Raw genomic sequence first — 26848 nt, forward strand, 5'->3', positions numbered from 1 at the left:
CATGATGGAGTCATGTCGTCGGGCGTTCCGTCTTACCAACCGAGCCCTCCGCGAATGGCGCGGCTGGAGGCGCTGTTCGACGAGATGTCTGAACTCACGGGGCAGCGCAATGCGATCGACGGTCGGATTGTGGAGATCGTCGCCGAGATCGATCGGGCCGAGTTGTGGTCGTCGACGGGGTGCCGATCGTTGGGTGAGTTGATTGCGTGGAAGACGGGGGTGTCGCCCCACAACGCGAAGACTGTCGCGGCGATCGCGGACCGAGCTGACGAGCTGCCGCGCTGCACTGCTGCGCTACGCGAGGGCCGATTGTCGTTGGATCAGGTCGGGGTGATCGCTGAGCGGTCGGGCCCGGGTTCGGACAGTCACTACGTGCACATGGCGGAGAGCATGACCGTGGCGCAGCTGCGCATGGCGGTGGCCTCGGAGCCGCGGCCAGATCCGGTACCGCGGCCGGAGCCGGGCCGCTCGATCACCAAAACGGTCAAGGGTGAGTACACGACGTATCGGATCCGGGTGCACAACCTTGAAGCGGCCAAAGTCGATGCGGCGTTGGCGTCGCATCGGGATGGGTTGATCGCGGACTGGAAGTCCGACCGCGATCCCGTCGCCGTCGATCCGGCCGGCGACGATGCCGTCGTTGACGAGGGCGCGCAGATACCGCCGATGCCGACCACCACGGACGCGTTCATTAGCCTGGTCGAGACGGGCTGGGATGCCGACGTCGCCCGGCGTCCGCACGGGCAGCACACCACCGTCGTGGTGCACCTCGATATCGAAAAGTCGTCCGCCAGTCTGCATTTGGGCCCGGTGCTCACCGACGCCGACCGTCAGTACCTGTTATGCGATTCCACCTGTGAGGTGTGGTTCGAACGTTGCGGGCAGCCGATCGGTTCGGGCCGGTCCACGCGCACGATCAGCCGCAGGCTGCGTCGGGCGCTGGAGCATCGTGATCACGGCACGTGTGTCGTCCCTGGGTGCGGGGCCACCCGCGGACTTCACGCACATCACCTCGTCCACTGGGAAGACGGCGGGCAGACCGAACTCGACAACCTCGCTCTGGTGTGCGCATATCATCATCGGGCCCACCACCGCGGAGGTATCACGATCACCGGTCCCGCAACGCGCCTCATCGTCACCGACGGCGACGGGGACGTGATGCGCCGCGGATCGTTGGCGCGGCCACCGACCACCGCTGCGCCTGATGTTCCCGCGTACCAGGGGCCGACCGGCGAACGCGCCCAATGGAAGTGGTACACCCCCTACGAACCACCTCCACCGACGTCGAATTAGCTCTTCCTAGGAAACCCCGCCGTCGGCGCGCAGAATCGAGCCCGTCGTGAAACTCGACGCGTCCGACATCAGAAACAGTGCGGCGCCGACGATCTCGGCAGGGTCACCTGCGCGCTGCAACGGTAGGTGACAGAAAGGGTTGTTCTGCTCGCTGAGATTCCAGGCCTTGCTGATGTCGGTGAGGTACGGGCCTGCCATCAATGTGTTGACGCGCACCGTGGGCCCGAAGGCCTTCGCCAGCCCCTCGGTCATGGCGTTCAGTCCGGCCTTCGCGGCAGCGTAGGGCAGCATGTCGGGTGCGGGACGGATTGATCCGCTAGAGCTGACGTTGACGATCGAGCCGCCACCGTCGGTGGCCATGCGTTCCCCGATCAGGGCCGACAACCGGAAGGGCCCTTTGAGATTCAGGTTCACCACGGAATCGAACAGCTTCTCGGTAACCGAGGACAACGAGTCGTACAGCGGTGACATTCCCGCGTTGTTGACCAGCACGTCGACCCGGCCGAACCTCTCGTAAACCGCAGAGACCAGCCCGTCGAGCTCGTCCCACCGCCCGACGTGCACCTGGTAGGGAAACGCGGCTCGGCCAGTTTCGGTGGCAATCTCCTCCGCCACAGCCAGGCACGTGTCGAAGTTGCGGCTCGCGATCACCACATCGGCCCCGCATCTCGCCGCCGCGAACGCCATCTCGCGGCCCAGCCCACGGCTGCCGCCGGTGATGAGCACCACGCGGTCCGTCAGGTCGAACAGCTGATCCGCGTAACCACCCACGGGCCATATGGTGTCACGGTGCAATTGCTTCTGGTCCGACATGCATTACCCTTGCGCAGCGAGCCCGGGCAGGGGTCTGACCCGAGCCTGTCCGAGGAAGGCATCGAACAAGCCAAACGCCTGCCCGACGCGCTGGCTCGCTTCCCGATCACCCGTCTGGTCAGCAGCCCGCAGGTGCGGGCGATCGAAACCGGCCAGCCGGTCGCCGACAAGCTGGGCCTGCCCATCGAGATCGACGAGCGCCTCGCCGAGTACGACCGCGACCTGCCGCATTACATCCCCATCGAACAGATCGCCAAGGAGCATCCCGAGGAGCTGCAGAGGCTCATCGACGGGCACCTGCCGAGCAGCGTGGACGAGAAGGCCTTCCTGGAGCGCATCTCCGCGGGCATCGACGACCTTGTCGCAGGCGCCGATCACGACGACACCGTCGCGGTGTTCAGCCACGGCGGCGTCATCAACGTGCTGCTGCACAAGATCCTCGGCACCGAACGGCTGCTGTCGTTCCACGTCGACTACGCCTCGGTGACGCGGCTGCTCTCGTCGCGCAACGGCCGGCTGGCGGTGGCCAGCGTCAACGGCACCGAACACGTATGGGACCTACTGCCGAGAAATCACCGATGGTAGACAGAACGCCGTGACTGAGCTCGAAGGCCTCGACCTTGCCGCCCTGGATCGACACCTGCGCGATGTCGGGGTGCCGCGCAGCGGCGATCTGCGCGCCGAGCTCATCTCCGGCGGCCGGTCCAACCTGACCTTCCTGGTCGGCGACGACGCCTCGGAATGGGTGCTGCGCAGGCCGCCCCTGCACGGCCTGACCCCGTCGGCCCACGATATGGCGCGCGAGTACAAGGTGGTGGCCGCGCTGGCCGACACCGCGGTTCCCGTCGCCCGTGCGATAACGATGAGCAACGACGATTCGGTGCTGGGCGCGCCGTTCCAGATGGTGGAGCGCGTCGCGGGCCGGGTCATCCGTCACACGCCGCAGCTGGCGGCCCTCGGCGACGAATCCGTCATCAGCGCATGCGTCGACTCGCTGATCCAGGTGCTCGCCGACCTGCACGAGGTCGACGCCGAGACAGTCGGGCTCGGCGACTTCGGCAAGGCCAACGGTTACCTCGAGCGCCAGGTCCGGCGGTGGGGTTCACAGTGGGATCTCGTCAAGCGCGATGACGACCCCTCTGACGCCGACGTGAAGAAGCTGCACGAGCGGCTGGCCGAGTCCGTGCCCGAGCAGACGCGGAGCTCGATCGTGCACGGCGACTACCGCATCGACAACACGATCCTCGACGATGACGACCCGACGAAGGTCGCCGCCGTTCTCGACTGGGAGATGTCGACGCTCGGCGACCCGCTCAGCGATGCGGCGCTGATGTGCGTGTACCGGCTGCCGACGTTCAACGTCGTCCACGACGACGCGGCATGGGCGTGCGACCTGATGCCGCCGACCGACGACCTCGCGCAGCGCTACGCGCTGGCCAGCGGAAAGCCCCTCGATCACTGGGACTTCTACATGGCGCTGGGTTACTTTAAGGTCGCCATCATCGCCGCTGGCATCGCCTACCGGGCGAGGGTCGGCGGCGGGGTCGCCGAAGGCACCGACAAGGTCGACGAAGCCGTGCGGCCGTTCATCGCTGCGGGGCTTTCGGCGCTGACCTGAGATTCAGGTTTCACCGCTGGTCGCCGGTGGGTAGAGAAGCGCGTGCTCACGAAGCGGAAGAAGCGGCCTGCAGTGACAACCATGAAACGCGACGTCGGCGCGGAACTGAATATCGAGATCACCGACGAGACGACGCTGGAGTTCCAGATCGCCGTCGCGCCCCAGCCCGGGGCGCAAGTGACAGAGTCGTTGTCGTTCACGTTGAACGGCAGAGAAATTCCGCTCAGCGAGATTCATGAGATCAGCGGGGAGCACGGCAACCGGATCCACACGTTCGAGGCGCCGGTCGGCAACCTCGAAGTGAAGTACTCGGCCACGGTGATCGGCCACGCCGATCCGCCACCGGTGCGCGACCTCGACCTGTCGACGTATCTGCGCCCGAGCCGGTACGCGGAGGCCGACAAGTTCTTCGGATTCGCGGCCACCGAGTTCGGTGACATCGCGGACTCCGTCGAGCTGCTGGAAAAGGTGCCCGCGTGGGTGGGTGCCCGGCTGAGCTACGTTCCCGGCTCCAGCGATCCGATCGACGGGGCCGCCGACACACTGCTGGCGGGTTCCGGCGTGTGCCGCGACTACGCGCATCTGGTCATCGCCCTGCTGCGCGCCGTCAACGTTCCCGCCCGGCTTGTGTCGGTGTACGCGCCGGGATGCCAGCCCATGGACTTCCACGCCGTGGCGGAGGCATTCGTCGACGGACAGTGGCGGGTGGTGGATGCGACGTGCCTGGCTCCCCGTCAGTCGATGGTCCGGATCGCGACCGGACGCGATGCTGCCGACACCGCGTGGCTGGACAACCACAAGGGTTCGATCACGGTGAACAACATGGTCGTCACGGCGACCGTCGACGGCGACCTACCCAGGGATGCGATCGAGCAGCTGGTCTCGATTCGGTGAGCCGCTACAGGCCGGCCTTGAGATTCTTCTTCGCCGCACGCCGCAGCTGGAAGATCCGGACCGCGCCCACCGCGAACGTCAGCAGACCGCCTGCGACGGCCGCGAACAGGATGCTGACCCCCAGCGGCAGGGACCATTCCCAGCCGAGGAACTGCATCGGTGTCGACTCGGTGTTCTGCGCGATGAAGATCAGCAGCACGATCAGGATCAGGAAACCGACGGCCAGCGACGCCCACAGCGCCGCAGCCCTGGTGCGGTGCACCGCGGATTTCGGCGGTGGCGGCGGGTTCCCCGACACGGGTGTGCCGGGCGCGTCGAAAGCCGGCTGGTCGGGTGACGCGAACGGATCGCTGGTCATGGCTCCATCTTTGCCCTTTAACTCTTCGAATGAAACCACCACGTCGTTGACGTATGGTCGGCCAAGCCCAACTCGCCGGCTCGGTGAGATTGAAAGGACGTTCAGATGAACCGGTCCCGACAGCCCAAGCGTGCAGCCCTCACGGCGGTTCTCACTCTCCTCACACTGATTCTGGCAGCGTGTGGCAGTTCGAACCCGCTCGGCGGCGGTGAGATCTCGGGGGATCTGAAGACGATCACAGTGGGGTCGGCGGACTTCACCGAATCGAAGATCATCGCCGAGATCTACGCGCAGGCCCTCGAAGCCAACGGCTTCTCGATCACGCGACAGTTCGGCATCGGCAGCCGCGAGACGTACATCCCGGCGGTGCAGGATCATTCGATCGACCTGATCCCGGAGTACACCGGCAACCTGCTGCAGTACTTCGACGCCGAGAGCACCGCCACCACACCGGACACGGTGCTGCTGGCCCTTTTCAAGGCGCTGCCCGGCGACCTGTCGATCCTCTACCCGTCACCTGCCGAGGACAAGGACACCCTGGCGGTGACCGAGGAGACCGCGCAGCGCTGGAACCTGACATCGATCGCCGACCTCGCGACACGCTCGCCGGAGGTGAAAGTCGGTGGGCCGTCGGAGTTTCAGACAAGGCAGACCGGTCTGGTCGGTCTGAAGCAGAAGTACGGGCTCGACATCGCCCCCGCGAACTTCATCGCGATCAGCGACGGCGGCGGACCGGCGACGGTGCAGGCGCTGACGGGCGGAACCGTCACCGCAGCCAACATCTTCAGCACGTCGCCGGCGATCGAGCAGAGCAAGTTGGTGGTGCTCGAGGATCCGGAGAACGTCTTCCTGGCGGCGAACGTGGTGCCGCTGGTCGCTTCGCAGAAGATGTCGAACGAACTGAAGACCGTGCTGGACGCGGTCAGCGCGAAGCTCACCACCGAGGCCTTGATCGAACTGAACACCTCGGTGGAGGGCAATCAGGGCATCGACCCCGACGAGGCCGCCGAGAAATGGATCGCCGACAACGGCTTCAACGAACCGATCGGGAAGTAGGGGACGAACTCCAGTGATCATCTTCGAGAACGTCACCAAGAAGTATCCCGACGGCACCGTCGCGGTCGACGACCTGACGCTGGAGGTACCGGAAGGCACCCTCACGGTTTTCGTGGGTCCGTCGGGCTGCGGCAAGACCACCTCGATGCGCATGATCAACCGGATGATCGAACCGACCTCGGGGACGTTGACCGTAGACGGTGAGGACGTCACCAAGGTCGACGCGGTGAAGCTACGACTCGGGATCGGGTACGTGATCCAGAGTGCCGGTCTGATGCCGCACCTGCGGGTCATCGACAACGTCGCCACCGTGCCGGTACTGCGCGGCGAATCGCGGCGCAGCGCACGAAAATCCGCGCTCGGAGTGCTCGAGCGGGTGGGTCTGGATCCGAAGCTGGCCGACCGGTATCCGGCGCAGCTCTCCGGTGGTCAGCAGCAGCGCGTGGGGGTGGCCAGGGCGCTGGCCGCCGACCCGCCGATCCTGTTGATGGACGAGCCGTTCAGCGCCGTGGACCCCGTGGTCCGCGAAGATCTGCAGACCGAAATCCTGCGGCTGCAAAGCGAATTGCGCAAGACGATCGTGTTCGTCACCCACGACATCGACGAGGCGGTCAAGCTCGGGGACAAGGTCGCCGTGTTCGGCCGGGGCGGGGTGCTCCAGCAGTACGCCGACCCGCAGTTCGTGTTGTCCAACCCGGCCAACGAACTCGTGTCCTCCTTCGTCGGCGCCGACCGCGGCTACCGCGGTCTCCAGTTCTTCCACGCCACCGGACTGCCCCTGCACGACGTGCCGAACGCGCCCGAGTCCGACATCGACGGCCTCGATCTCGGCCCTGACGACTGGGTGCTGGTCACCAGAGCCGACAAGACTCCGTACGCATGGATGAACGCCGAAGGTGTTGCGCTGCACCGCAAAGGCAATTCGCTGTACGACTGCACCATCGGCGGTGGTTCGTTCTTCCGCCCCGACGGCACCCTGCGGCAGGCACTCGACGCCGCACTGTCCTCGCCGACGGGGCTCGGGGTCGCCGTCGACGAACAGGGTCACCTGATCGGCGGGGTGCGAGCGCCCGACGTGCTGGACCTGTTGCAGAAGCAGCGCGAGATTCCGGAACTCGGGTAGTACGCATGCGTTATCTGTTCACGCACCTCGACGATCTGTGGACCCTGACGCTGATCCACCTGCGGCTGTCGCTGATCCCGATCGTCCTGGGCCTGTTGATCGCAGTCCCGCTGGGCGCGTTCGTCCAACGCACGACCGTGCTGCGACGTCTGACGACGGTGACGGCCAGCATCATCTTCACGATTCCGTCGCTGGCGCTGTTCGTGGTGCTACCGCTGATCATCCCGACTCGCATCCTCGACGAGGCCAACGTGATCGTGGCGCTCACGCTCTACACGGTGGCGCTGCTGGTCCGCGCGGTCCCCGAGGCGCTGGACGCGGTCTCACCCGCAGTGCTCGACGCCGCCACCGCCGTGGGATACAAGCCGCTCACCAGGATGCTGAAAATTGAACTGCCGCTAGCCCTTCCGGTGCTGATCGCCAGCCTGCGCGTCGTCGCGGTGACGAACATCTCGATGGTCGCCGTCGGTTCGGTCATCGGTATCGGCGGCCTCGGCACCTGGTTCACCGAGGGCTATCAGGCGAACAAGAGTGACCAGATCATCGCCGGCATCATCGCGATCTTCGTGCTGGCCATCGTGATCGACACGCTGATCATGCTGGCGGGCAAGGCGCTGACGCCTTGGGAACGGGCGACGAGGGCCTCGAAAACCTCCTCCGTGAAGGCGGGGGCGCGGACATGAACTTTCTGCAAGAGGCGCTGTCCTTCATCTTCACTGCGGCCAACTGGGGTGGCCCTGCCGGTCTGACGGCCCGCATCCTGGAGCATCTTCAGTACACGGCCATCGCGGTGGTCTTCTCGGCGCTGATCGCGGTGCCGCTCGGTATGCTCATCGGCCACACCGGCCGGGGGACCTTTCTGGTCGTCACCGGTGTCAATGCACTGCGGGCGCTGCCCACCCTGGGTGTTCTGCTGCTCGGGGTACTGCTGTGGGGATTGGGTTTGATCCCGCCCACGGTGGCACTCATGCTCCTCGGCATTCCGCCACTGCTGGCGGGCACGTATTCGGGCATCGCGAACGTCGACCGCTCGGTCGTCGACGCCGCGCGGTCGATGGGCATGACGGAGACGCGGATCCTGCTGCGTGTGGAGACGCCCAACGCCCTGCCGCTCATTCTCGGCGGTCTGCGCACCGCGACGCTGCAGATCGTGGCGACGGCGACGGTTGCCGCCTACGCGAGCTTGGGCGGACTCGGCCGCTATCTCATCGACGGCATCAAGGTGAGGGAGTTCTACCTCGCTCTGGTGGGCGCGCTGATGGTCACGGCGCTCGCCCTGATCCTCGACGGTGCACTGGCGTTCGCGGTCTGGGCATCGGTCCCCGGCACCGGCAGACTCCGGCGTTCCGGCGCGATGCCGCAGCCGTTCCTCGACGACGAGGTTGCGCTCGAATCTCGTTCTCGCCCCGATTCCGAAGCCCGCCACGAACGCGGTGACCCGCCGACTACGGTAGAGGCATGAGTGAAGCCGAACGCTCGGGCGGGAGTACCTGGCCTGCTGTACTGACGTGGAGGGCGCACGACGAACTGCAGATGGAGTCGGTTCGGGTGCAGTGCTCGGTGAACCGCATCAAGGCCTACGGGCGGGTGGTGGCGGCCGCCACCACTGCGCATCCGGCGTTCAGCGCGTCGTACGACCTGGTCACCGACGAACACGGTGCGACGAAACGGCTGTCGCTCACGGTGACGATGGCCGAACGTGAGCGTCAACTGTCGATCGCGCGTGACGAAGAGAACATGTGGATGGTGCAGGAGCACTCCGGCCAGACCCGTCGATCGTCGTTCGACGGCGCACTCGACGTGGACATGGTCTTCAGCCCGTTCTTCAACGCGCTGCCGATCCGGCGCCTCGGTGTCTTCCCGGGAAGCGGTGAATCGGTCACCGTGCCCGTCGTCTACGTCCGGGTGCCCGAACTGGCTGTCGACGTCGCAACGATCAGCTACACGGCCACCGCGGACGGCATCAAGCTCAGCTCGCCGGTCGCCGACACCACCATCTCCGTCGACGCCGACGGCTTCATCATCGACTACCCCGGGTTGGCAGCGCGGATCTGACCACCCCGCCCGCGCGGCCTGCCGCGGCGAGCTCGTCGCGCCAGCCGTCCTCGCCGAGGACAGTCGCGACGATCGCGGGACGGCTGAAGCTGTCGTAGCGGATCCGCGCGGCGTGTCCGGCCTCGACGAGTTCCGACACAGGCCGGTGCTTGGCGAGCTGGTTGCGCGCGTCGATCAGCAGATGCAGCGTCCGGTCGAGCGCCGGGAGCAGCTGGGCGGCGTTGGCCTCGCACATCGCTCGGACCAGGTCAGGGGCGGTCGCGGCGACACGGGTGCCGTCCCGGAAGGAGCCCGCCGCCAGCGCGAACGCCAGCGGGACCTCCCCAGCCGTGGTCGCCAGCGCCTCGGCGAGCAGATGCGGCAGGTGCGAGATGGTCGCGGCGGCGGCGTCGTGCTCATCGGATCGGGCGGGGACGACGAACGCGCCACAGTCCAGGGCGAGCTGCATCACCGTGGCCCACACGCCGGGGTCGACGTGGTCGTCGACGCTGATCACCCAGGGAGTGTTCTGGAACAGCCGCTCGTCGCCGGCCGTCCAGCCCGAGTGGGCGGTGCCTGTCATCGGGTGGCCGCCGACGAACCGGTCGAGCAGTCCGGCCTTGTCGACCTCAGCGAGCACGGCGCCCTTGACACTGGTCACGTCGGTCAGCGGACATTCCGGTGCGACTGCGCGGACGTGACGCAGCATCTGCGGAAGCGCCGGCATCGGCACGGCCAGCACGATCAGCGCGTTCGATTGTGCGGCGCGCGTGAGCGCCTCGTCGAGGTCGATGGTGGCGTCGAAACCGTCGAAGCGGGCCGCCTCCACGCCTTCGACCGACCTGTTGTAGCCGAATACCTCGCGGTCTGCCGCCTTTGCCGCCCGCATCAGCGAGCCGCCGATCAAGCCGAGGCCGACCACGCACACCGGTGCCTTCGTCACGTGACCAGCCTACGAGCGTGCTGGTAAAGGCCCAGGTAGGGGACTACCGTTAGCCCCTATGGGAGCGCAGAGTGCACGGAAGCAGGAGCGGGCGACCGACGTTCCGGACGGCTTCGGCGTGGCGGTCGTCCGTGAGGACGGCAAATGGCGATGCACTGCGATGCGGGCCGCTGCGCTGACCAGCCTGACCGCGGCCGAGACTGAGTTGCGCGAGTTGCGAAGTGCCGGAGCGGTTTTCGGCATTCTCGATATCGACGACGAGTTCTTCGTGATCGTGCGGCCTGCCCCGTCGGGGACGCGCTTGCTGTTGTCGGATGCCACCGCGGCACTCGATTACGACATCGCGGCCGAGGTGCTGGAAAAGCTCGACGCCGACATCGACGACGACGAACTGGAGCGGTGCGACCCGTTCGAGGAGGGTGACCTCGGCGTGCTGTCGGACATCGGGCTGCCCGAGGCGGTGCTCGGGGTGATCCTCGACGAGAGCGACGACCTCTACGCCGACGAGCAGGTGGGCCGGATCGCGCGCGAGATGGGTTTCGCCGACGAACTGTCGGCGGTGCTCGAACGCCTGAACCGGTGAACCCGTAACGGGCCGGAGCAGGTGACCGACGAAGACCTGATTCGGTCGGCGCTGGCCGCTGCCCGTCGCGCGGGTCCGCGGGATGTGCCGATCGGCGCGGTGGTCGTCGCCGCGGACGGCACCGAGCTGGCTGCGGCCGCGAATGCCCGTGAAGAGCTGGGCGATCCGACCGCCCACGCGGAAGTTCTGGCGTTGCGGGCTGCGGCGTCGGTGCACGGTGACGGCTGGCGCCTGGAGGGCGCGACCCTGGCGGTGACGGTGGAACCGTGCACGATGTGCGCAGGCGCACTGGTGATGGCCCGGGTGGCGCGGGTGGTGTTCGGCGCGTGGGAGCCGAAGACAGGCGCGGTCGGCTCGCTGTGGGATGTGGTGCGCGACCGCCGGCTCACCCACCGGCCGCAGGTGCGCGGGGGAGTGCTGGAAGCCGAGTGTGCCGCGCCGCTGGAGGAGTTCTTCGCCCGCCAGCGCTGACCGGTCCTTTTGCACCGCGAGCGCGCGGGTCTGCACAGGAACACGCCGGTCGGCGTGGCATTTCATGCGCGCTCGTCGGCGTGGGTCGACGTTTTGGTCGATGACCCGTCGGTCGGTAAGCTGCCACACGGTGGCGTGTCCGAGCGGCCTAAGGAGCACGCCTCGAAAGCGTGTGACGGGTAACCCCCGTCCGAGGGTTCAAATCCCTCCGCCACCGCCATACAGAGAAGCCCCGCAGCCTGCGACGCAGGCGCGGGGCTTCTTCTGTCGACCTAGTTCTTGAAGGCGTCTTTGATCTTCTCGCCGGCGTCCTTGATGCTGGACTTGGCCTGGTCGAACTTGCCTTCGTTCTCGGTGTCCTTGTCGCCGGTGACCTTGCCGAGACCTTCCTTGGCCTTGCCGCCGAGGTCGTCGATCTTGTTGCTTGCCTTGTCGTCGGCACCCATCTTGCGTCCTTCCGCAGAGTTCGGCTCGAAGTCGAGCCACCCGGGATGAGTACCTGAACGTTCCAATTTTGAAACGTCAGGCCCGGCCGAGGTAATCGGCGCCGCCGATGTAGACGGTTCGGCCGTCGATGCCGGGGGCGTCGACCGCGTCGACGATCGCTTTCGCGAATTCCTCGATCGTCGGCAGAGGGCCGGCGGCCCGCCGTTGCGCGACGGCGTCGGGGTTGGAGCGGTCGAGCAGACGGACCACGAAGGTGCCCTCGATCATGTCGCCCGACACCACCACCAGCTCGACGCCCTGCCGTTCGAAGAGCGCCCGCATGTTCTTGAGCGCGCGCTCACCCGCATTCTTGCTCGCCGCCACGGCCTCGTACTCCGCCGGCACCGGTTTGGTGTCGTGGAAATGCGCCTGATGGCTCGTGACGAAGACGATGCGCCCACCGGCAGGCATCACCTCGAGCACTCTGCGCGCCAGCGACGCCTGGGCATCCCGGTTGATCCGCATGGCGTATCCGGCGTCGGCTCCCCGCTCCATGCCGCCGGAAGCGTTGAGCACCAGGGCATCCAGCCGCCCGATCCCGGCAAGCATCGCGTCGACGGCAGAGTCGTCGCACAGATCCGCCTGGACGGCGACCGCTGTGCCTCCCGCGTTCTGGATGCGTTCGACGATCTCGTCGGCGCGGCGGGCCTTTTCGCGGTAGTTCACGACGATGCGGCGACCGGGGCCGGCGAGCCGCACCGCGACCTCGGCGCCGATACCGCGGGAGGCCCCGGTGACGAGGATGGTCCGCTGACTATCCGCCATGGGCAGCGTCGGTGAGGTCGTAATCGACGGCGACGCCACCCCACGCCTCACCCGAACCGTAGGCGACCAGCATCGCCCTGCCCGACAGCGGGATCGAGCCGTCGGCGACACACTCACCGAGCGCCAGCGGGATCGACGCCGACGACGTGTTTCCGAAGTTCTCGACGCGGTCGACGAACACGGCGCCGCCGGTGTCGAGTTCCTTGAGACGCTCCAGTATCCGGGAGTTGGCCTGATGGCCGATCAGGATCGAGGGCTTGATGTCGTTGTCCAGCAGGTGGTTCACGGTCTCGGACATCATCCGCACAGCGCGGTGGTAGACCCGCATGCCGTCGAGCTGGATGCCCTTGCCCAGTTGCCCGCGCATCAGATCGGCGCCCCCACCGTCGCACCCGGCGTGCCACTGATGCTTCCGGAACTCCGGTCGCGGCTCGATGACGACGGCGGCCGCGCCATCGCCGAACAGCGGACCGGTGTTGCGGTCGGATTTGTCGAGCATCCGCGACATCGCTTCCACACAGCACACGATCACCGCACCGCCGTCGCCGGATTCGCACAGCGACAGCGCGTTGATCAGGCCGTAGACGAAACCGCTACAGGCAGCACTCATGTCGAATGCGAGGACATCGGTGGGCAGACCGGACTTCGTCGCAACGCTCTGCGCGATGCCGGGTACCGCCCCGCCCATGGAGCTGCTGACGACGATGAGCGCCGTGAACGTGACACGGCCGCGGTGACGTTCCACCAGCGGCGCGCAGACGCGCGCGGCGACGTCGTCCAGCTCGTCGGCGTCGTGCATCCACCATCGCGCACCGACACCCGTGCGCCTGCGGATCCACTCGTCGGTCAGTCCGATCGAGTCGAAAAAGGTGTTCGGGATGTGCTCTCCGGTTGTCGCCGTGGCGATGTCGACGATCCCTGCGCTCATTCGGTCCCGATCAGTGCCCGGAAGTAGTCCTTGATCTGCGCGGGGCTGGTGCAGTCGTCCACCTTCTCGAGGTCAGCGTCCACACTGAACTCCTGCTCCAGCATCTCGACCATCTCGGCGATGTCGAGGGAGTCGAGGTCCAGATCCCAGATCGCCTTGTCGAAGTCGGCAACCTGGGCATCGGGAACTCGGCGCCGCACGAACTTCAGCACGATCGGGTTCATTCGTTCGTCGATGGATGGCATTGCCTCGCCTTTCAGATCACTGGTCGAGCTTGTACAACACGGAACCCGAGGTCGTGATCGACCGGGCGGCGACCACGATCTCGGCGACCGTGCCCGGCTTCTCGGCCAACAGGTCCACACTGCTCTTGTCGGTCTCGAGTACGGCGACGACGTCGCCGCGCTCGACTTTGTCCCCCACTGCCACAAGCCATTCGACGACGAGTGCCTCGGTGAGTCCATGTCCGAACTCCGGCACCAGGATGTCGATGCTGTCGCTCACCGGCACGTCTCCTCGATCGCGCTCACGATGTCGGTGACATCGAAGAGGTAGTCCTTCTCGAAATGGGCCGGCGGATAGGTTCTGCGTTGGGGCGCCAATCGCCGTGGCGGCGCGCGCAGGGCGTCCCACGCGCGCTCGGTCACGGCAGCCACGAGTTCTGCTCCCACACCGCAGAATTCGACCGCCTCGTGTACGACGAGCAGACGCCCCGTCCGGGCGACGGACTCGGCGACCGTGTCGGTGTCCATCGGTGCGATCCAGCGCAGGTCGACGACTTCGACGTCGATCGAGCCGTCGAGCGCCTGAGCTGCGCGCAGCACGTCGTCGAGCATCGCTCCGTATCCGGCGACGGTGATGTCGGGGTTGCTGCCGCCTCTGCGTACCACCCGCGCACCGTCGGGCGAATCCGCCGGGGCGACCTCGCGCGGTTGCAGACGGCGGTTCCAGTACAGCCGTTTGGGTTCGAAGAACACCACCGGAGTTCCGAGATCGACGGCGTAGGCCAACATGTCGGCCGCGTCGTCGGGATGGGACGGGTAGGCGACGCGCAGGCCCGGTGAGTGTGCGAAGAGTGCTTCGTTGGACTCACTGTGATGTTCGACGGCCCTGATCCCGCCGCCGACCGGAATGCGGATCACCAGGTGCAGGGCCATGTCGTCGTTCCACCGGGCGGGGATTCTCGCCGCCTGGGTGACGATCTGATTCATGGCGGGGTAGACGAATCCCTCGAACTGGATTTCGCAGATCGGCTTGAGTCCGCTCATCGCCATCCCGATGGCCTGGCCGACGATGGACGACTCGGCGAGCACTGCATCGCGAACTCGGTTGCGGCCGAAGCGTTCCTGGAGACCGCGGGTGACGCGGAAGACACCGCCCAGCGCGCCGATGTCCTGCCCGATCAGCACCACGGAGCTGTCGTCGTCCATCAGTCGGTGCAGCGCGCCGTTGAGCGAATCCGCCAGACTGGCGGTGCGGGTACTGGTCATCGGCCGAGGGCCTCGATCAGGCGTTGTCCGGCAGCCGCCGCCTCAATGTCGGCGTGCTGCAACCAGGAATCGTCGACGACCCCCTCACTGCGCAGAAGCTGACGGTAGTCGGCGACCTGATCGTTGGCCGCCGCGGCGGCGATCTCGTCACGGTCGCGATAGAGCGTGTGGGCGTCCGAACTGCTGTGGCCTGCCGTACGGATGGTGCGCAGCTCGATCAGCCCAGGCGACCCCGTGGTCTGGACATGGCGCCACGCCTGGAGACAGTGCAGGTAGGTGCTGTCGGGATCGGTGGCGTCCACCGACCAGGACGTGATGCCGAATCCCTCGGCGCGCGTGGCGATGCCGGTCAGCATCTGGTCTCGGCTCGGTTTGGAGATGGCCCAGCCGTTGTTCTGGCAGAGGAAGAGCACCGGCGCGGATTCGACGGCAGCGAGGTTCATCGCCTCGGACACGTCGCCCTCGCTTGTGGCGCCGTCCCCGAAGTAGACGGCAACGGGTTCGGTTGCGCCTTGAATTCGCTGTCCGAGCGCGTAACCCACGGCGTGCAGGGTCTGCGCGCCGACAACGAGCGTGTAGGGGAAGAAGCGGTGCTCGCGCGGCTTCCATCCGCAGAAGGTACGGCCGGCCCACTGCGCGACGATGTCGACGCCGTCAATACCTCGGGCGATGGCGACGGCATGTTCCCGATAGCTGGGAAAGATGGTGGCGCTGTCCGCGAGGGCCATCGCGGAGCCGACCTGCGCGGCCTCCTGCCCGCGACACGAGAGCCACAGATCGACCGAGCCTTGATTCTGCAGCCGGCTCGCTTCGTCGTCTACGGCGCGGGTGACGATCATGTGGCGGAGCATCAGGCGACGAACGTCAGCGTCAATTCCATTAGCCGGCAGGGGTACCGGAGGCGGGTCGCGGTGCTCGGCGAAGCTGCGCGAGAGTCCGTTCACGCTGTACGTACCTGTCGTTGTCCAGGCGGGGCGCCCCGATCCTGTGGGCAAGGCGAAGCCAGGGTTGTCCCAACCATGGACATGGTCGCCTCCGCAGTTCGGCGGTCAGCCGGCAAGATTCCAGAGTGCGCAATCAATTTGCGTACTCATGGACTCGTAATCTACACCACCGTCGAATTCGCGCACGGTGTATCGGGTGAGATAGTCGCGGCCGCACGCGAATTGCACCGGCCCCGAACGCCGATCCCTTAGCGAACTGTGCAGGAGAGCGCCGGTGCGTCGGCGGTCACGCACTCGCGGGAGTTGCCCGCTTCGCGCTCGGCGAGGGCTGTGGCCGTGTTCGCGGCGTTGACTGCGCGCAGGCCGTTCAGCGTCACCACTACCGCATAGCCGTCGTGGTCTCCGGTCGTCGTGGTGTCGGTGTTGTAGGCGTTGCCGAGCGAGACCATGCCGCCCGAAGTCGCTCGCCCGCTGGCGATCAGCTCTGCGGCAAGCGCGTCGCGGGCGACATTCGAGGAGACGTAACCATGGCGGGGGAGGCCTTGATAGAAGACAAACTCCTCAGTGCTGAACGAGCCGGTCCAGACGTATCCGCTCGCGGTCTCGACGGGGTCGGGCCCGAAGATCCGGCCGTGATTGTTGGGAAGGAGGAAGAAGTCGTCCGAGTAGCCGACCAGCAGTCCCCGAGGCTGTTGGCGATAGCGCTCGCCGTCGATGAGTCCGCGGAAACCGGTGCTGTGGATGAGACGAGGCGGGAAACCGGCCCGACGCATGGCGGCGTTGAGGCGCCAGGTGGCCTCCAGCGATGACCTCGATGTCGGATCGACGATGACGACGTTGATCGCCTCGAGCACAGTCCTGCCCTCGTATGGCAAACCGCCGTAATCGGCGATGTCGCCGCCCGAGTCCAGCATCCACTTGCCGATGTCGCCGTATTCCGTGGCTGTTTCGTCGTCGGGTGAGGGCGCCTGCGGGGCTTCTTCCTCCGCGACGTCAACCTGCGCGGCTTCTTCCTCGGGGACTTCGTCGACGTCGACGCGGGCCTCGGACTCGGCGGCGGTGCGATCGTCGCGATCGCTGCCGCGTACACCGTTGAGCGAGGACGACGGGGGCGAGCCGGGATCGTCTTCGGCGGCGGTGTCGGCCTTGGTCGTGTTCTCCGACGGACGCGTGGACGAGCTCTTGGTGGTGCGGGAATGGTCCGACGACTGCGTGGAGCTCGAATCGGAGTCGGCGCCCGACGACGTGTCGGCACTGGCAATCGCGGTGCCGCCGGCCACCGCGGCACCGATGCCCAGCGCGACGGCCAACAGACCGACGCGCCCCACATATCCCGCAGCTGATCCAGCTGTTGACCCGGTCGTCGAATCGTCCTGCTGTGCCGCGATATACGACAGGCTGTGTCGTCCCATGGCGATGCCCCCCATCTCCGGAGCCGGACTCGTCCACGTGGTGCCCGCAGCCTCCGGCGAGGGGGAGCTTATACCGCGGTGTTCAAAACTGGCAAAGGATCGCCGAAGTCGTCAGACCCCCGCGGGGACCTCTGCCGGGGCGGGCTCCACCGTCACCTTGATCGCCTCGCCCTTCTTGACGATCTGGAAGGCGTCGAGCACGTCGTCGAGGGGGATGTGGCGGGTGATGAGATCCTTCACCGGCACCTGGCCGGTAGAGATGTACTCCAGCGCCCGCTTGTTGTGCTCGGGGGCAGACCCGTTGGCGCCGTGGATGTGCAGCTGCCGGTAGTGCACGACGTTCGAGTCGCACGTGATCGTCGGGTCCGTTTTGGGGAGACCGCCGAAGAACGAGATGCGCCCGTTGCGTGCGGCCATCGAAATCGCCTGCTCCTGAGCGATGTTGGCGGCCGTGGCGGTGATGACGATGTCGGCGCCCCGTCCGCCGGTCAGCTCCATGACCTTCTCGACCACGTCGACCTCGGCGGCATTGATGACGCCATCGGGGTTCACGGCGTCGGCCGACATCTTCAAACGCGCATCGTTGACGTCGACGAGGTAGATGGGCCCGCACTTGTGGACGCCACGGGCGATGCGGATGTGCATGCAGCCGATCGGGCCCGCGCCGAACACCACCACGGTGTCGCCCTCTTCGATACCGAGGAGCTCCTGCGCGTTGATCGCGCAGGCGAACGGCTCCGCCGCCGATGCTTCGTCGAAGCCCACATTGTCCGGAATCCGGTTCAGCCCATCGACTTTGAGCACCTGCCGCGGGACGATCATGAACTCGGCGAAGCCGCCGTCGTACTGGTAGCCCATCGAGGTCTGGTTCTGGCATACGGCCATCCATCCCTTGCGGCACTCGTGGCATTCGCCGCACGGCACCGCGGCGATGACCTGCACGCGATCGCCCACCTGCCAGTTGCTGCCGTACGTCGCGTTGACATCCGCGCCGACCTCCACGATCTCACCGGCGATCTCGTGGCCGATGGTGCGCGGCGGGGTCAGGTTCTGGTGGCCGTTGTAGAAGATCTTGACGTCGGTGCCGCAGGTCGAGCAGTTGCGCACCCGCATTTTCACCTCGTCGGGCGCGCAGGTCGGCTCCGGGACATCTTCGAGGCGGACGTCTTCGGGGGCGTAGAAGCGCAAGGCCTTCATGGGGTGGTCCTCTCGACAGGTGGCGGGCGGGCTGCACCCGGATACCGATGTGCTCTCCACCACTCTAACCGTCAATCGGGCACAAAACCACCGAAAAGTTTGACCGATTTTGACCGAATGCTTGCCATCATGCCCATTTGTGCGGTGTACTGGGCTTCAGAGACGGATGTGACCGCTATCACCCGCCGCCGGAACGAGCAATCGGAGGACGTCAATGTCACAAGCCATCGAGGACGCGCCCGCGCGGACCGGGGTACGCGTGCGGGTGCAGAAGTTCGGCACCGCGCTGTCCAACATGGTCATGCCCAATATCGGCGCGTTCATCGCCTGGGGCCTGATCACCGCGCTGTTCATCGAGCAGGGCTGGCTGCAGGGAATCTTCGCGAGCCTGAAGAACCCCGACGGCTGGGTCGCCCAGATCGGCGGCTGGGGCTCCTACGACGGCGCCGGAATCGTCGGCCCGATGATCACCTACCTGCTGCCGATCCTGATCGGCTACACCGGCGGCCGGATGGTGCACGGCAACCGCGGCGCGGTGGTCGGCGCGATCGCCACGATCGGTGTGGTCACCGGGGCCGACGTACCGATGTTCATGGGCGCGATGATCATGGGCCCACTCGGCGGCTGGGCGATGAAGAAGCTCGACGCCCTCTGGGAAGGCAAAATCCGGCCCGGCTTCGAGATGCTCGTGGACAACTTCTCCGCAGGCATTCTCGGGATGATCCTCGCGATCTTCGGCTTCTTCGCCATCGGGCCGATCGTGTCGGCGTTCACCCGCGGCGCAGGCAATGCCGTCGATTTCCTGGTCGACAACGACCTGCTGCCGCTGACGTCGATCCTGATCGAACCCGCCAAGGTGCTGTTCCTCAACAACGCCATCAACCACGGCGTGCTGACCCCGCTCGGCACCACGCAGGCACTGGAGACCGGGAAGTCGATCCTGTTCCTGCTGGAGACCAACCCCGGCCCGGGCCTCGGAATCCTGTTGGCGTTCATGTTCTTCGGCAAGGGTGCCGCGCGCGCCTCGGCTCCGGGTGCGGCCATCATCCAGTTCTTCGGCGGTATCCACGAGATCTACTTCCCCTACGTGCTGATGAAGCCGAAGCTGATCATCGCCACGATCCTCGGCGGCATGACCGGTGTGTTCATCAACGTGCTGTTCGGCTCGGGCCTGCGCGCCCCTGCCGCGCCCGGTTCGATCATCGCCATCTACGCCCAAACGGCCAGCGGCAGTTTCCTCGGTGTGACACTGTCGGTGGTCGGCGCGACCGCGGTGTCGTTCCTGGTGGCCGCGTTCCTGCTGAAGACCGACAAGGCCACCGAGGAGCCGGATCTGGCCGCGGCCACCGCGTCCATGGAGTCGATGAAGGGCAAGAAGTCCAGCGTCTCCGGGGCACTGCTCGGCTCCTCCGGCGCGGGACCGATCAGAACGATCGTGTTCGCCTGCGACGCCGGCATGGGGTCCTCGGCCATGGGAGCCTCGGTGCTGCGCAGAAAGATCCAGCAGGCAGGGTTCGGTGACGTCACGGTGACCAACTCGGCGATCTCGAATCTCACCGACACCTACGACCTCGTGGTCTCGCATCGAGACCTGACCGCCAGGGCCACGCAGAAGACGGGATCGGCAGTCCACGTCTCGGTCGACGACTTCATGAGCAGTCCGCGCTACGACGAGATCGTCGAGCAGCTCAAGCAGACCAACGGTGGCGGGGGTGTAGCGACGGCCGTGCCCGACGACGAGGTGGCCGACGACGAGGTGACCGAAGCGCCGGACGACGACGTGCTGCCGCTGTCGTCGATCGTCATGAACGGATCGGCGACGTCGACGGCCGATGCGATCAACGAAGCCGGACAACTTCTGGTCGCCGCCGGTGCCGTCGAGCCGGCTTACGTGGACGCGATGCACGAACGAGAGAGCTCGATCTCCACCTATATGGGCAACGGGCTGGCGATCCCGCACGGCACGAACGAGGCCAAGGACGCCATCCGCCGAACCGGTCTGTCGTTCGTGCGCTACGCCGAGCCGGTCGACTGGAACGGCAAGCCGGCGGAGTTCGTGGTCGGCATCGCGGGTGCGGGCAAGGACCACATGGCGCTGCTGACGAAGATCGCCCAGGTGTTCCTCAAAGCCGACGAGGTCGCTCGGCTGCGCCAGGCGCAGACGCCCGAGGATGTCAGGGCGATCTTGATGGGCACGCAAAAGTAGCCTGTTCCGGTGGATTCCGACAGCCGCCAGAGCCGGATCGTCGAGTTCGCCCGCACCCGCGGGCGGGTGGACGTCGCCTCGCTCGCGACCGAACTGGACGTCGCGAGCGAGACGATCCGGCGTGACCTGAAAGTGCTGGCGGGCCGTCGCCTGCTCAAGAGGGTCCACGGCGGCGCGGTGCCGATGGAGACAGCGGCCTTCGAATCCGGCGTCGAATATCGAAGCCAGGTGGATCTAGCGCAGAAACACCGGATCGCGGGCGCGGCCGCCGAGCTGCTGCACGGAGCCGAGACCGTCTATCTGGACGAGGGTTTCACCCCGCGGCTCATCGCCGAGCGTCTTGCCGAAGAGGACCTGACGGTCGTGACGTCGTCGCTACTCGCGGCGGAAGCGCTGGCCCACAGCCGCACGGTGACGGTGCTCCTCCTAGGCGGCCGCATGCGGGGCCGCACGTTGGCGACGGTGGATCACTGGGCGGTGGACATGCTTCGCGGCCTGGTGATCGATGTGGCTTACCTTGGCACCAACGGTATTTCGACGGAGCACGGTCTGACCACCCCGGACCCTGCCGTCGCCGCCGTGAAGAGCACCGCGGTCACGGTGGCGCGCAGACCCGTTCTGGTCGCGGCCCACTCGAAATTCGGGGAAAGCAGCTTCTGCCGCTTCGCCAAGGTTTCGGACTTCGAATCGATCGTCACCGGATCAGAACTGAGCCCCGGCGACGCGAGACGCTATGAGGCGATGGGGCCCGTGGTCGTGCGGGCCTGAAATTGCGCTAGTCCTCGATGATCGCGTCCGCCTCTTCGTCGCCGGGGACACGCTGCCGTTCGTCGTCATCGACCACGGTGAAGAACGAGTCACCGTCTTCGGGGGTGCCGTCGATCTGCCCGAGATTGCGTCGGGTCGGCCGGTCGTCCAACGGCTCCTGGTCGGGCGTGATGTCCGGCACCTCGGCCGCGAGTTGCTCGTCGAGCGTTTGGTGCTCTTCGGCCTCGATCCACCGATCGGGCGGGTCGACGACGATGTCACCGTCGTCGTTGCGGACCTCGTCGGAATCGAGCGACTCGCTCGGGCTGAGGGTGTCGTCGGGTCCGCCATCGCCATAATCACCGTCGTAGTCACCGTCCATGCCCACGAGTGTGCCCCATTGCCGGACTGATCAACCGAGTCGAGTCCGCGCCCCGGCCAGCACCGCCTCGATGTCGTTCCACGTGCGTCGCACGATCTCGGCCGCGGGCTGCAGGTCGGTGATCCGGGACGACACCTGGCCCGTGTTGGCGACGCTGGCATCGAGATCGCCGCCGAAGTACAGGTCGGTGATGCGTCCGAGGAGCTGTGCGGTCGGGTCGTGTTCGCCGATGCGGGCGGCGAGCCCGGTGCGCAACACTCGCATCGTCGGGTTACCCGGAATGTCGAGCAGGATCGTGCCCGCGTCGTCGGCTGCGACGATCGCGTCCTTGAAGTTCGCGTGCACGGCGGCCTCGACGCTGGCCAGCATGCGCGTTCCCATCTGCACCCCCTCCGCGCCAAGGGCCACCGCTGCCGCAGCGGAGCGGGCGTCGCACACGCCACCCGCGCAGATCAGCGGGAGGTCCACCTGTTCGGCCACCAGGGGGAGCAGCACCATCGTGGAGGCGCCGAGGGCGGATTTGAAGCCGCCGCCCTCGACACCTTCGACCACCAGTGCGTCGACACCCGCCTCGGCCGCCTTGAGCGCACCTTTGAGCGACCCGACGACGTGCACCACCGTCATGCCGGCGTCGTGCAGCCGCGACGTGAACAGCGCGGGGTCGCCTGCGGAGGTGAAGACGTGCCGGACTTCCGCCGACGCCAAGACGTCGACGATCGACGGATCTCGCTTCCAGCCCTGGATCATCAGGTTCGCCGCCACCGGACGATCGGTGAGCTCGCGCACCCGTTGCAGGTCCGCCCGGCCCTCGGGGGTCAGCGTCTCGAGCATGCCGAGTCCGCCGCCCTCGGACACCGCGGCGGCGAGTTCGGCGCGCGCGATGTAGGTCATCGGAGCCTGCACGACGGGGAATTCGACACCGAGAAGTTCTTGGATGCGATTGGTCACGGCCGTAACCATAGGCTGCTACGGTCCGGCTGTGTATCGGGTGATTCAGTGGGGCACAGGCGCTGTCGGATCAGAAATGATGAGGGCCGTTCTCGACCACCGTCGCGATCTGGAACTGGTCGGCGCGAGGGTGTACGCCGACGACAAGCACGGTGTCGACGTCGGGGAGATCCTCGGCCGCGACCCGATCGGAGTTTCCGCGACGACCGACGTCGACGACATCCTTGCGACGGATGCCGACTGCGTGCTCTACACACCGCGCACCGCGCGGGTCGACGACATCTGCGCTGTGCTGGCCAGCGGAAAGAACGTCGCCACAACGGCGTTCATGTTCCATCCCTGCCGGATGGCGTCCGTCGACCGCGACAGGGTGCTCGCCGCCTGCGAGCAGGGCGCCAGCTCCGTGCACGGCAGTGGCCTCAATCCGGGCAACCTGTCAGGGGTGCTGCCGCTCGCCTTGTCGGGCATGAGCCGGACCATCGACAAGATCACGCTGCAGGAACGCGCCGACTGGTCGGTGTACGAAAGCACCGGGATCACGTTCGACAACATGGCTTTCGGTGAGCCGGTGGATTCGATCAGCCCGACGGCCACCGAGTTCCTGGCGTTCAACAGCTCGATCTTCTCCGAGCAGGTCTGGTTCATCGGCGACACCTTGAACGCGGATCTCGACGAGGTGACCGCAACCGTCGAAGCCGTTGCCGCACAGCAGGACCACCAGATCTTCGACCACCTGCTGCGCGCGGGCACGACGGCGGGCCAGCGGTGGAACTGGACCGGACTCCGCGACGGCAGACCGCTGGTCGAGATCGAGACGCTGTGGACGGTCGGCAATGAGTACCCCGGCCACTGGCCGAAGCCGCGCCACGGGTGGACGTTGACCATCGAAGGCGACCCGTCGATGCAGACGCACTTCTTCTCACTCGCGAGCTTCAGTCGCGAAGCCAGTATGGAAGAGCACGTGCGGTCGGCGAACGTCGCGACCGCGATGCAGGTGCTCAATGCCGTCCCCGCGGTGTGCGAGGCGCCGCCAGGATTCGCGACATCGGCGACGCTGCCACTCATCTACAGCGGCAGCGGCTTTCGTCAGCCGTAGAACATCGTGTGGTAATCAGCCGACCACGCGCCGCCATCGCACTTGAGCGGAACACCGTCCGGGCTCTGCGCGACGCCGGAGGAATCGCACGGCGAGCGCAGCAGCCGGACGCCCACCAGGGGCGGCGATGAAATCCACGTGCTCTTCGAATTGCACGCCAGCGTGTTCCCGGAGGCGTCGAAACCGTAGTTGTAGCGCGTGTTCTGGGTGCAGTGCTCGCCGATCTGCGCTTCGGTGTTCACATAGGGCACGCAGCCCGCGCCGTCGCAGACGCCGGGAAGCGCCGAAGAAGTGCCCGCGCCGATGAACGGCACCGCGAACAGACCACCGGCGATCGCCGCCACTGCCATCAGCTTCATGGGCTACACACTAAATCGCCCGGCGGTGACCGCGGGCGGGCTTTGCCCGCATTGTCACCACATCGCCGGTCAGGGCGTAGGGTCATGACCCATGAAGTCGCTGGTAGGGCTGCTGTCGGTGGGTCTGTTGTCATCGGGGGCGGTGCTCACGGCGCCGACGTCGAACGCCGACGTCGTCGCCTATCTGGTCAACGTGCACGTCCGTCCGGGCTACAACTTCCCGAACGGGGATGCCGCGATCGCCTACGGGAACTCGATCTGCGCTCGTGTCGCGTCGAAGATGAGCTACGCAGACCTGGTGAACCAGGTGAAAGCCGACTTCCAGACCACCGACTACTACCAGGCGGGATACCTGATCAATCAGGCCGTCAACGAACTCTGTCCCCCGCAGATCTGGCAGCTGCGGCAGTCGGCCGCCGGCTATACACCCTTCTGACCGGCTGCCCTGACTACGGGCAGCTCACCTCGATCTCGAACGGCTTGCTGACCGGCTGCATCGGGTTGGCCATGTCGACGCCCGTCGCGGTGCCCGAGATCTTGTAGGTCTTGTCGTCCTTCTCGACCTTGGCCTCGCCCTGCCCCGAGCCGCTGGCGTAGCCGAGCGTGACACCGTTGACGTTGCCGAGGCCCACCGAGACGACGCTGGGCTCGTCGCCCGTCGTGACGACCGCGCCGACGCCGGTGGACGCATCGCCGATCGCGATGTTGGTGTTGCCACCCATGTCGGAGCACACGACCGTGCCGGTCACTTCCTGGTCGGTCCCGTCGATGGTGACAGTGCTCTTACCTTCGGCTGCGGCCGCCTGGGAGGTCTCCCCCGAGGTCTCCGACTTGTCCGAGCCGCAGCCCGACAGGCCTGCGATGATGATCGCTGCGCCACCCACTACACCGAGGATGTTGCGGTTCATCACGGTTCTCCTTCGTGTTGTGTGATTCGCGGAGACCGCGAATCATCACGAGCAGTATTACCGCAGAATCCGGCTCAGCACGCGATCTTGATCTGAAAGTTGCCTGTTGTTCGAAAGCTCGGGCTGTCCGTTTCGAAACCGTCGGCGGTTCCCCGGATGTCGTAGGTCCGTCCGGTCATCGTCACGGTCGCCTCGCCGCCGAGCCCGTCGTTGAAGCTGCCGGTGAAGCCGCCGAGGTCGAGGATGCCGACCTCGCGGACCACGAGCTGGTCCCGGCTCTCGATCAGCGCCGAGATGCCCGGGGCTTCAGGATTGTCCGGATCGCCGGTCTCCATCATCATCAGCGTCCCCACCGGGTCGCACCGCACCGAGTCAGTGGTGCCGACATCGGCGCCGTTCACGGTCACGTGCGCGGTGCCTGCGACGAGCGTGCCAGGCTGCGGGGTGTACTCGGGAGGCTGCGATGTGCACCCGGCCAGTACCAGCGCGGCTGCCCCGATCGACGCGGCTCGAGTCCACAGTGTGCTCACAGTGCAGAATCTACGACGTGACCGGCCCGTTTTTTACTGTTGACTCAGAACTTCCAGGACAGCTCGGCCGCACCGGAACCATCCACACACCGCACGGCGACATCCAGACCCCGGCCTTCATCGCCGTCGGGACCCAGGCCACCGTCAAAGCAGTCCTGCCGGAGACCATGAAACAGGTTGGCGCACAAGCCGTTCTGGCCAACGCCTACCATCTGTACCTGCAGCCTGGCCCCGATATCGTGGACGAGGCCGGCGGTTTGGGCGCGTTCATGAACTGGCCGGGCCCGACCTTCACCGACAGCGGCGGGTTCCAGGTGATGTCGTTGGGCGTCGGGTTCAAGAAGGTGCTCGCGATGGACGCCGACCGCGTCCAGGCCGACGACGTCATCGCCGAGGGCAAGGAGCGGCTGGCCCACGTCGACGACGACGGCGTGACGTTCCGGTCCCACCTTGACGGGTCGACGCACCGTTTCACCCCCGAAGTGTCGATCGGCATCCAGCATCAGCTCGGCGCCGACATCATCTTCGCGTTCGACGAGCTGACCACACTCGTCAACACCCGTGCCTACCAGGAAAATTCGGTACAGCGCACCCACGAGTGGGCGGTGCGGTGCCTGGCCGAGCACCGCCGGTTGTCCGAAGTGCGGTCACGCAAGCCGCCGCAGGCTCTGTTCGGCGTGGTGCAGGGCGCCCAGTACGAGGACCTGCGCAGGCAGGCGACGCGGGGGCTGCTCGGCATCGTCGACGAGCATGGCAGAGGGTTCGACGGGTACGGCATCGGCGGTGCGCTGGAGAAGCAGAACCTCGCGACCATCGTCGGCTGGGTGACCAGCGAGCTGCCCGCCGACAAACCGCGGCACCTGCTCGGGATCAGCGAGCCCGACGACCTGTTCGCCGCCGTGGAGGCCGGCGCCGACACGTTCGACTGCGTGTCGCCGTCGCGGGTGGCGCGCAACGCCGCCGTGTATTCGGTGCACGGCCGCTACAACATCACCGGCGCGCGCTATCGCCGCGACTTCACCCCGATCGACGCCGAGTGCGACTGCTACACCTGCGCGCACTACACCCGGGCTTATCTGCACCACCTGTTCAAGGCCAAGGAGCTGCTGGCCGCGACGTTGTGCACCATCCACAACGAACGCTTCACCATTCGCCTGCTCGACGACATCCGCGCCGCCATCCCGGCGGGCCGCTTCGACGAACTCCGCGAGCACGTCCTCGGCCGGTATTACGCGGCCAAGGCCTGACCTGCACGTTCTTAGAC

The 26848-nt window shown here is 66.5% G+C and carries 33 protein-coding genes and 1 tRNA gene; 17 read left to right on the top strand and 17 right to left on the bottom strand.

Annotated elements, in window-relative coordinates:
• The first annotated feature begins 12 nt into the window (after positions 1-12).
• Positions 13-1293: an HNH endonuclease signature motif containing protein gene (locus ACAG24_RS02160; protein WP_370471051.1), complete on the top strand. Its 1281-nt coding sequence runs from the start codon at positions 13-15 to the stop codon at positions 1291-1293.
• Between the two features lie 6 nt (positions 1294-1299).
• Here the strand turns inward: ACAG24_RS02160 and ACAG24_RS02165 are convergent, their stop codons facing one another.
• Positions 1300-2106: an SDR family NAD(P)-dependent oxidoreductase gene (locus ACAG24_RS02165; RefSeq protein WP_370471052.1), complete on the bottom strand. Its 807-nt coding sequence runs from the start codon at positions 2104-2106 to the stop codon at positions 1300-1302.
• On the opposite strand from ACAG24_RS02165, the gene ACAG24_RS02170 reads away from it, so the two are divergent.
• The 3 genes from ACAG24_RS02170 (at position 2083) to ACAG24_RS02180 (ending at position 4618) form a co-directional block, all read left to right on the top strand.
• Entirely contained in the window at positions 2083-2691 is a 609-nt protein-coding gene (locus tag ACAG24_RS02170; RefSeq protein WP_370471053.1) for a histidine phosphatase family protein, read from the top strand. The genes ACAG24_RS02165 and ACAG24_RS02170 overlap by 24 nt on opposite strands.
• Positions 2692-2701: 10 nt before the next feature.
• Positions 2702-3724: a phosphotransferase family protein gene (locus ACAG24_RS02175; RefSeq protein WP_370471054.1), complete on the top strand. Its 1023-nt coding sequence runs from the start codon at positions 2702-2704 to the stop codon at positions 3722-3724.
• 81 nt (positions 3725-3805) lie between these two features.
• Entirely contained in the window at positions 3806-4618 is an 813-nt protein-coding gene (locus ACAG24_RS02180; protein WP_370471055.1) for a transglutaminase-like domain-containing protein, read from the top strand.
• 4 nt (positions 4619-4622) lie between these two features.
• Here ACAG24_RS02180 and ACAG24_RS02185 read toward each other — a convergent pair whose 3' ends face one another.
• Entirely contained in the window at positions 4623-4976 is a 354-nt protein-coding gene (locus tag ACAG24_RS02185; RefSeq protein ID WP_370471056.1) for a LapA family protein, read from the bottom strand.
• A gap of 105 nt (positions 4977-5081) precedes the next feature.
• Between ACAG24_RS02185 and ACAG24_RS02190 the strand changes: the two genes are divergently transcribed.
• From ACAG24_RS02190 to ACAG24_RS02210, 5 genes are read left to right on the top strand one after another with little or no spacing between them, the layout of a single operon-like run.
• Complete coding sequence (locus tag ACAG24_RS02190) at positions 5082-6032, top strand: ABC transporter substrate-binding protein (protein WP_370471057.1); 951 nt, start codon at positions 5082-5084, stop codon at positions 6030-6032.
• A gap of 13 nt (positions 6033-6045) precedes the next feature.
• Positions 6046-7155 carry an ABC transporter ATP-binding protein gene (locus tag ACAG24_RS02195; RefSeq protein ID WP_370471058.1) on the top strand — a complete coding sequence of 370 codons (1110 nt, stop codon included), beginning with the start codon at positions 6046-6048 and terminating at the stop codon, positions 7153-7155.
• 5 nt (positions 7156-7160) lie between these two features.
• Positions 7161-7838 carry an ABC transporter permease gene (locus tag ACAG24_RS02200; protein ID WP_370471059.1) on the top strand — a complete coding sequence of 226 codons (678 nt, stop codon included), beginning with the start codon at positions 7161-7163 and terminating at the stop codon, positions 7836-7838.
• Positions 7835-8617 (top strand): ABC transporter permease, encoded by a 783-nt coding sequence (locus tag ACAG24_RS02205; protein ID WP_370471060.1) that lies wholly within the window; start codon positions 7835-7837, stop codon positions 8615-8617. The genes ACAG24_RS02200 and ACAG24_RS02205 overlap by 4 nt, the downstream gene beginning before the upstream one ends.
• Positions 8614-9210, top strand: coding sequence for a putative glycolipid-binding domain-containing protein (locus tag ACAG24_RS02210; RefSeq protein WP_370471061.1), 597 nt, complete (start codon positions 8614-8616; stop codon positions 9208-9210). The genes ACAG24_RS02205 and ACAG24_RS02210 overlap by 4 nt, the downstream gene beginning before the upstream one ends.
• Here the strand turns inward: ACAG24_RS02210 and ACAG24_RS02215 are convergent.
• Positions 9176-10117, bottom strand: a complete 942-nt coding sequence (locus ACAG24_RS02215) for a prephenate dehydrogenase (protein ID WP_370471756.1) — start codon at positions 10115-10117, stop codon at positions 9176-9178. The genes ACAG24_RS02210 and ACAG24_RS02215 overlap by 35 nt on opposite strands.
• 73 nt (positions 10118-10190) lie before the next feature.
• On the opposite strand from ACAG24_RS02215, the gene ACAG24_RS02220 reads away from it, so the two are divergent.
• The 3 genes from ACAG24_RS02220 (at position 10191) to ACAG24_RS02230 (ending at position 11406) form a co-directional block, all read left to right on the top strand.
• Positions 10191-10715: a tRNA adenosine deaminase-associated protein gene (locus tag ACAG24_RS02220; protein WP_370471062.1), complete on the top strand. Its 525-nt coding sequence runs from the start codon at positions 10191-10193 to the stop codon at positions 10713-10715.
• A gap of 21 nt (positions 10716-10736) precedes the next feature.
• Positions 10737-11186, top strand: a complete 450-nt coding sequence (locus tag ACAG24_RS02225; RefSeq protein WP_370471063.1) for a nucleoside deaminase — start codon at positions 10737-10739, stop codon at positions 11184-11186.
• A 129-nt stretch (positions 11187-11315) separates the two neighbouring features.
• Positions 11316-11406 (top strand) — tRNA-Ser (locus tag ACAG24_RS02230).
• Between the two features lie 52 nt (positions 11407-11458).
• Here ACAG24_RS02230 and ACAG24_RS02235 read toward each other — a convergent pair.
• The 9 genes from ACAG24_RS02235 to ACAG24_RS02275 form a co-directional block, all read right to left on the bottom strand.
• Positions 11459-11632, bottom strand: a complete 174-nt coding sequence (locus tag ACAG24_RS02235; protein WP_370471064.1) for a CsbD family protein — start codon at positions 11630-11632, stop codon at positions 11459-11461.
• Between the two features lie 76 nt (positions 11633-11708).
• Positions 11709-12437, bottom strand: coding sequence for an SDR family oxidoreductase (locus ACAG24_RS02240; protein WP_370471065.1), 729 nt, complete (start codon positions 12435-12437; stop codon positions 11709-11711).
• Positions 12427-13365: a 3-oxoacyl-[acyl-carrier-protein] synthase III C-terminal domain-containing protein gene (locus ACAG24_RS02245; RefSeq protein ID WP_370471066.1), complete on the bottom strand. Its 939-nt coding sequence runs from the start codon at positions 13363-13365 to the stop codon at positions 12427-12429. The genes ACAG24_RS02240 and ACAG24_RS02245 overlap by 11 nt, the downstream gene beginning before the upstream one ends.
• Positions 13362-13610, bottom strand: a complete 249-nt coding sequence (locus tag ACAG24_RS02250) for an acyl carrier protein (protein WP_370471067.1) — start codon at positions 13608-13610, stop codon at positions 13362-13364. The genes ACAG24_RS02245 and ACAG24_RS02250 overlap by 4 nt, the downstream gene beginning before the upstream one ends.
• Positions 13611-13626: 16 nt before the next feature.
• Positions 13627-13869 carry a lipoyl domain-containing protein gene (locus ACAG24_RS02255; protein WP_370471068.1) on the bottom strand — a complete coding sequence of 81 codons (243 nt, stop codon included), beginning with the start codon at positions 13867-13869 and terminating at the stop codon, positions 13627-13629.
• Positions 13866-14855: an alpha-ketoacid dehydrogenase subunit beta gene (locus ACAG24_RS02260; protein ID WP_370471069.1), complete on the bottom strand. Its 990-nt coding sequence runs from the start codon at positions 14853-14855 to the stop codon at positions 13866-13868. Before ACAG24_RS02260 ends, ACAG24_RS02255 begins: the two co-directional genes overlap by 4 nt.
• Entirely contained in the window at positions 14852-15694 is an 843-nt protein-coding gene (locus ACAG24_RS02265) for a thiamine pyrophosphate-dependent dehydrogenase E1 component subunit alpha (RefSeq protein ID WP_370471070.1), read from the bottom strand. Before ACAG24_RS02265 ends, ACAG24_RS02260 begins: the two co-directional genes overlap by 4 nt.
• 353 nt (positions 15695-16047) lie before the next feature.
• The gene (locus tag ACAG24_RS02270; RefSeq protein ID WP_370471071.1) at positions 16048-17211 is read right to left on the bottom strand and encodes a hypothetical protein; all 1164 of its coding nucleotides are present in this window, start codon (positions 17209-17211) and stop codon (positions 16048-16050) included.
• Between the two features lie 111 nt (positions 17212-17322).
• Entirely contained in the window at positions 17323-18408 is a 1086-nt protein-coding gene (locus tag ACAG24_RS02275) for a zinc-dependent dehydrogenase (RefSeq protein ID WP_370471072.1), read from the bottom strand.
• Between the two features lie 214 nt (positions 18409-18622).
• Here ACAG24_RS02275 and ACAG24_RS02280 point away from each other — a divergent pair, with 214 nt between their 5' ends.
• Entirely contained in the window at positions 18623-20614 is a 1992-nt protein-coding gene (locus ACAG24_RS02280) for a PTS mannitol transporter subunit IICBA (RefSeq protein ID WP_370471073.1), read from the top strand.
• Between the two features lie 9 nt (positions 20615-20623).
• Positions 20624-21382 (top strand): DeoR/GlpR family DNA-binding transcription regulator, encoded by a 759-nt coding sequence (locus ACAG24_RS02285; RefSeq protein WP_370471074.1) that lies wholly within the window; start codon positions 20624-20626, stop codon positions 21380-21382.
• A gap of 7 nt (positions 21383-21389) precedes the next feature.
• On the opposite strand, the gene ACAG24_RS02290 is transcribed toward ACAG24_RS02285, so the two are convergent.
• On the bottom strand, positions 21390-21743 hold the full coding sequence (locus ACAG24_RS02290) for a hypothetical protein (RefSeq protein WP_370471075.1): 354 nt from the start codon (positions 21741-21743) through the stop codon (positions 21390-21392).
• Between the two features lie 30 nt (positions 21744-21773).
• Positions 21774-22691, bottom strand: coding sequence for an NAD(P)H-dependent flavin oxidoreductase (locus tag ACAG24_RS02295; RefSeq protein ID WP_370471076.1), 918 nt, complete (start codon positions 22689-22691; stop codon positions 21774-21776).
• A 76-nt stretch (positions 22692-22767) separates the two neighbouring features.
• Between ACAG24_RS02295 and ACAG24_RS02300 the strand changes: the two genes are divergently transcribed.
• On the top strand, positions 22768-23787 hold the full coding sequence (locus tag ACAG24_RS02300) for an NAD(P)H-dependent amine dehydrogenase family protein (protein WP_370471077.1): 1020 nt from the start codon (positions 22768-22770) through the stop codon (positions 23785-23787).
• Here ACAG24_RS02300 and ACAG24_RS02305 read toward each other — a convergent pair.
• Positions 23778-24146, bottom strand: coding sequence for a hypothetical protein (locus ACAG24_RS02305; RefSeq protein WP_370471078.1), 369 nt, complete (start codon positions 24144-24146; stop codon positions 23778-23780). The genes ACAG24_RS02300 and ACAG24_RS02305 overlap by 10 nt on opposite strands.
• 91 nt (positions 24147-24237) lie before the next feature.
• On the opposite strand from ACAG24_RS02305, the gene ACAG24_RS02310 reads away from it, so the two are divergent.
• Positions 24238-24582: a DUF732 domain-containing protein gene (locus ACAG24_RS02310; RefSeq protein WP_370471079.1), complete on the top strand. Its 345-nt coding sequence runs from the start codon at positions 24238-24240 to the stop codon at positions 24580-24582.
• A gap of 13 nt (positions 24583-24595) precedes the next feature.
• Here ACAG24_RS02310 and ACAG24_RS02315 read toward each other — a convergent pair whose 3' ends face one another.
• Complete coding sequence (locus tag ACAG24_RS02315) at positions 24596-25054, bottom strand: lipoprotein LpqH (protein WP_370471080.1); 459 nt, start codon at positions 25052-25054, stop codon at positions 24596-24598.
• A gap of 74 nt (positions 25055-25128) precedes the next feature.
• Positions 25129-25584 (bottom strand): lipoprotein LpqH, encoded by a 456-nt coding sequence (locus ACAG24_RS02320; protein WP_370471081.1) that lies wholly within the window; start codon positions 25582-25584, stop codon positions 25129-25131.
• 17 nt (positions 25585-25601) lie between these two features.
• Between ACAG24_RS02320 and tgt the strand changes: the two genes are divergently transcribed.
• Positions 25602-26831 (top strand): tRNA guanosine(34) transglycosylase Tgt, encoded by a 1230-nt coding sequence (gene tgt / locus ACAG24_RS02325; protein ID WP_370471082.1) that lies wholly within the window; start codon positions 25602-25604, stop codon positions 26829-26831.
• Positions 26832-26848 lie beyond the last annotated feature (17 nt).

The sequence above is a fragment of the Mycobacterium bulgaricum genome (genome assembly GCF_041287165.2).
GTDB lineage: Bacteria > Actinomycetota > Actinomycetes > Mycobacteriales > Mycobacteriaceae > Mycobacterium > Mycobacterium bulgaricum.

What these genes read in the sequence shown, in the direction of transcription:
- ACAG24_RS02220 (WP_370471062.1), top strand. Translation starts at nt 10,191, where the DNA reads ATGGGAGCGCAGAGTGCACGGAAGCAGGAGCGGGCGACCGACGTTCCG.
- ACAG24_RS02180 (WP_370471055.1), top strand. Translation starts at nt 3,806, where the DNA reads ATGAAACGCGACGTCGGCGCGGAACTGAATATCGAGATCACCGACGAG.
- ACAG24_RS02190 (WP_370471057.1), top strand. Translation starts at nt 5,082, where the DNA reads ATGAACCGGTCCCGACAGCCCAAGCGTGCAGCCCTCACGGCGGTTCTC.
- ACAG24_RS02260 (WP_370471069.1), bottom strand. Translation starts at nt 14,855, where the DNA reads ATGACCAGTACCCGCACCGCCAGTCTGGCGGATTCGCTCAACGGCGCG.
- ACAG24_RS02240 (WP_370471065.1), bottom strand. Translation starts at nt 12,437, where the DNA reads ATGGCGGATAGTCAGCGGACCATCCTCGTCACCGGGGCCTCCCGCGGT.
- ACAG24_RS02200 (WP_370471059.1), top strand. Translation starts at nt 7,161, where the DNA reads ATGCGTTATCTGTTCACGCACCTCGACGATCTGTGGACCCTGACGCTG.
- ACAG24_RS02290 (WP_370471075.1), bottom strand. Translation starts at nt 21,743, where the DNA reads ATGGACGGTGACTACGACGGTGATTATGGCGATGGCGGACCCGACGAC.
- ACAG24_RS02265 (WP_370471070.1), bottom strand. Translation starts at nt 15,694, where the DNA reads ATGATCGTCACCCGCGCCGTAGACGACGAAGCGAGCCGGCTGCAGAAT.
- ACAG24_RS02245 (WP_370471066.1), bottom strand. Translation starts at nt 13,365, where the DNA reads ATGAGCGCAGGGATCGTCGACATCGCCACGGCGACAACCGGAGAGCAC.
- ACAG24_RS02235 (WP_370471064.1), bottom strand. Translation starts at nt 11,632, where the DNA reads ATGGGTGCCGACGACAAGGCAAGCAACAAGATCGACGACCTCGGCGGC.
- ACAG24_RS02315 (WP_370471080.1), bottom strand. Translation starts at nt 25,054, where the DNA reads ATGAACCGCAACATCCTCGGTGTAGTGGGTGGCGCAGCGATCATCATC.
- ACAG24_RS02275 (WP_370471072.1), bottom strand. Translation starts at nt 18,408, where the DNA reads ATGAAGGCCTTGCGCTTCTACGCCCCCGAAGACGTCCGCCTCGAAGAT.
- ACAG24_RS02165 (WP_370471052.1), bottom strand. Translation starts at nt 2,106, where the DNA reads ATGTCGGACCAGAAGCAATTGCACCGTGACACCATATGGCCCGTGGGT.
- ACAG24_RS02205 (WP_370471060.1), top strand. Translation starts at nt 7,835, where the DNA reads ATGAACTTTCTGCAAGAGGCGCTGTCCTTCATCTTCACTGCGGCCAAC.
- ACAG24_RS02270 (WP_370471071.1), bottom strand. Translation starts at nt 17,211, where the DNA reads ATGGGACGACACAGCCTGTCGTATATCGCGGCACAGCAGGACGATTCG.
- ACAG24_RS02305 (WP_370471078.1), bottom strand. Translation starts at nt 24,146, where the DNA reads ATGAAGCTGATGGCAGTGGCGGCGATCGCCGGTGGTCTGTTCGCGGTG.
- ACAG24_RS02185 (WP_370471056.1), bottom strand. Translation starts at nt 4,976, where the DNA reads ATGACCAGCGATCCGTTCGCGTCACCCGACCAGCCGGCTTTCGACGCG.
- ACAG24_RS02300 (WP_370471077.1), top strand. Translation starts at nt 22,768, where the DNA reads ATGATGAGGGCCGTTCTCGACCACCGTCGCGATCTGGAACTGGTCGGC.
- ACAG24_RS02210 (WP_370471061.1), top strand. Translation starts at nt 8,614, where the DNA reads ATGAGTGAAGCCGAACGCTCGGGCGGGAGTACCTGGCCTGCTGTACTG.
- ACAG24_RS02310 (WP_370471079.1), top strand. Translation starts at nt 24,238, where the DNA reads ATGAAGTCGCTGGTAGGGCTGCTGTCGGTGGGTCTGTTGTCATCGGGG.
- ACAG24_RS02160 (WP_370471051.1), top strand. Translation starts at nt 13, where the DNA reads ATGTCGTCGGGCGTTCCGTCTTACCAACCGAGCCCTCCGCGAATGGCG.
- ACAG24_RS02280 (WP_370471073.1), top strand. Translation starts at nt 18,623, where the DNA reads ATGTCACAAGCCATCGAGGACGCGCCCGCGCGGACCGGGGTACGCGTG.
- ACAG24_RS02250 (WP_370471067.1), bottom strand. Translation starts at nt 13,610, where the DNA reads ATGCCATCCATCGACGAACGAATGAACCCGATCGTGCTGAAGTTCGTG.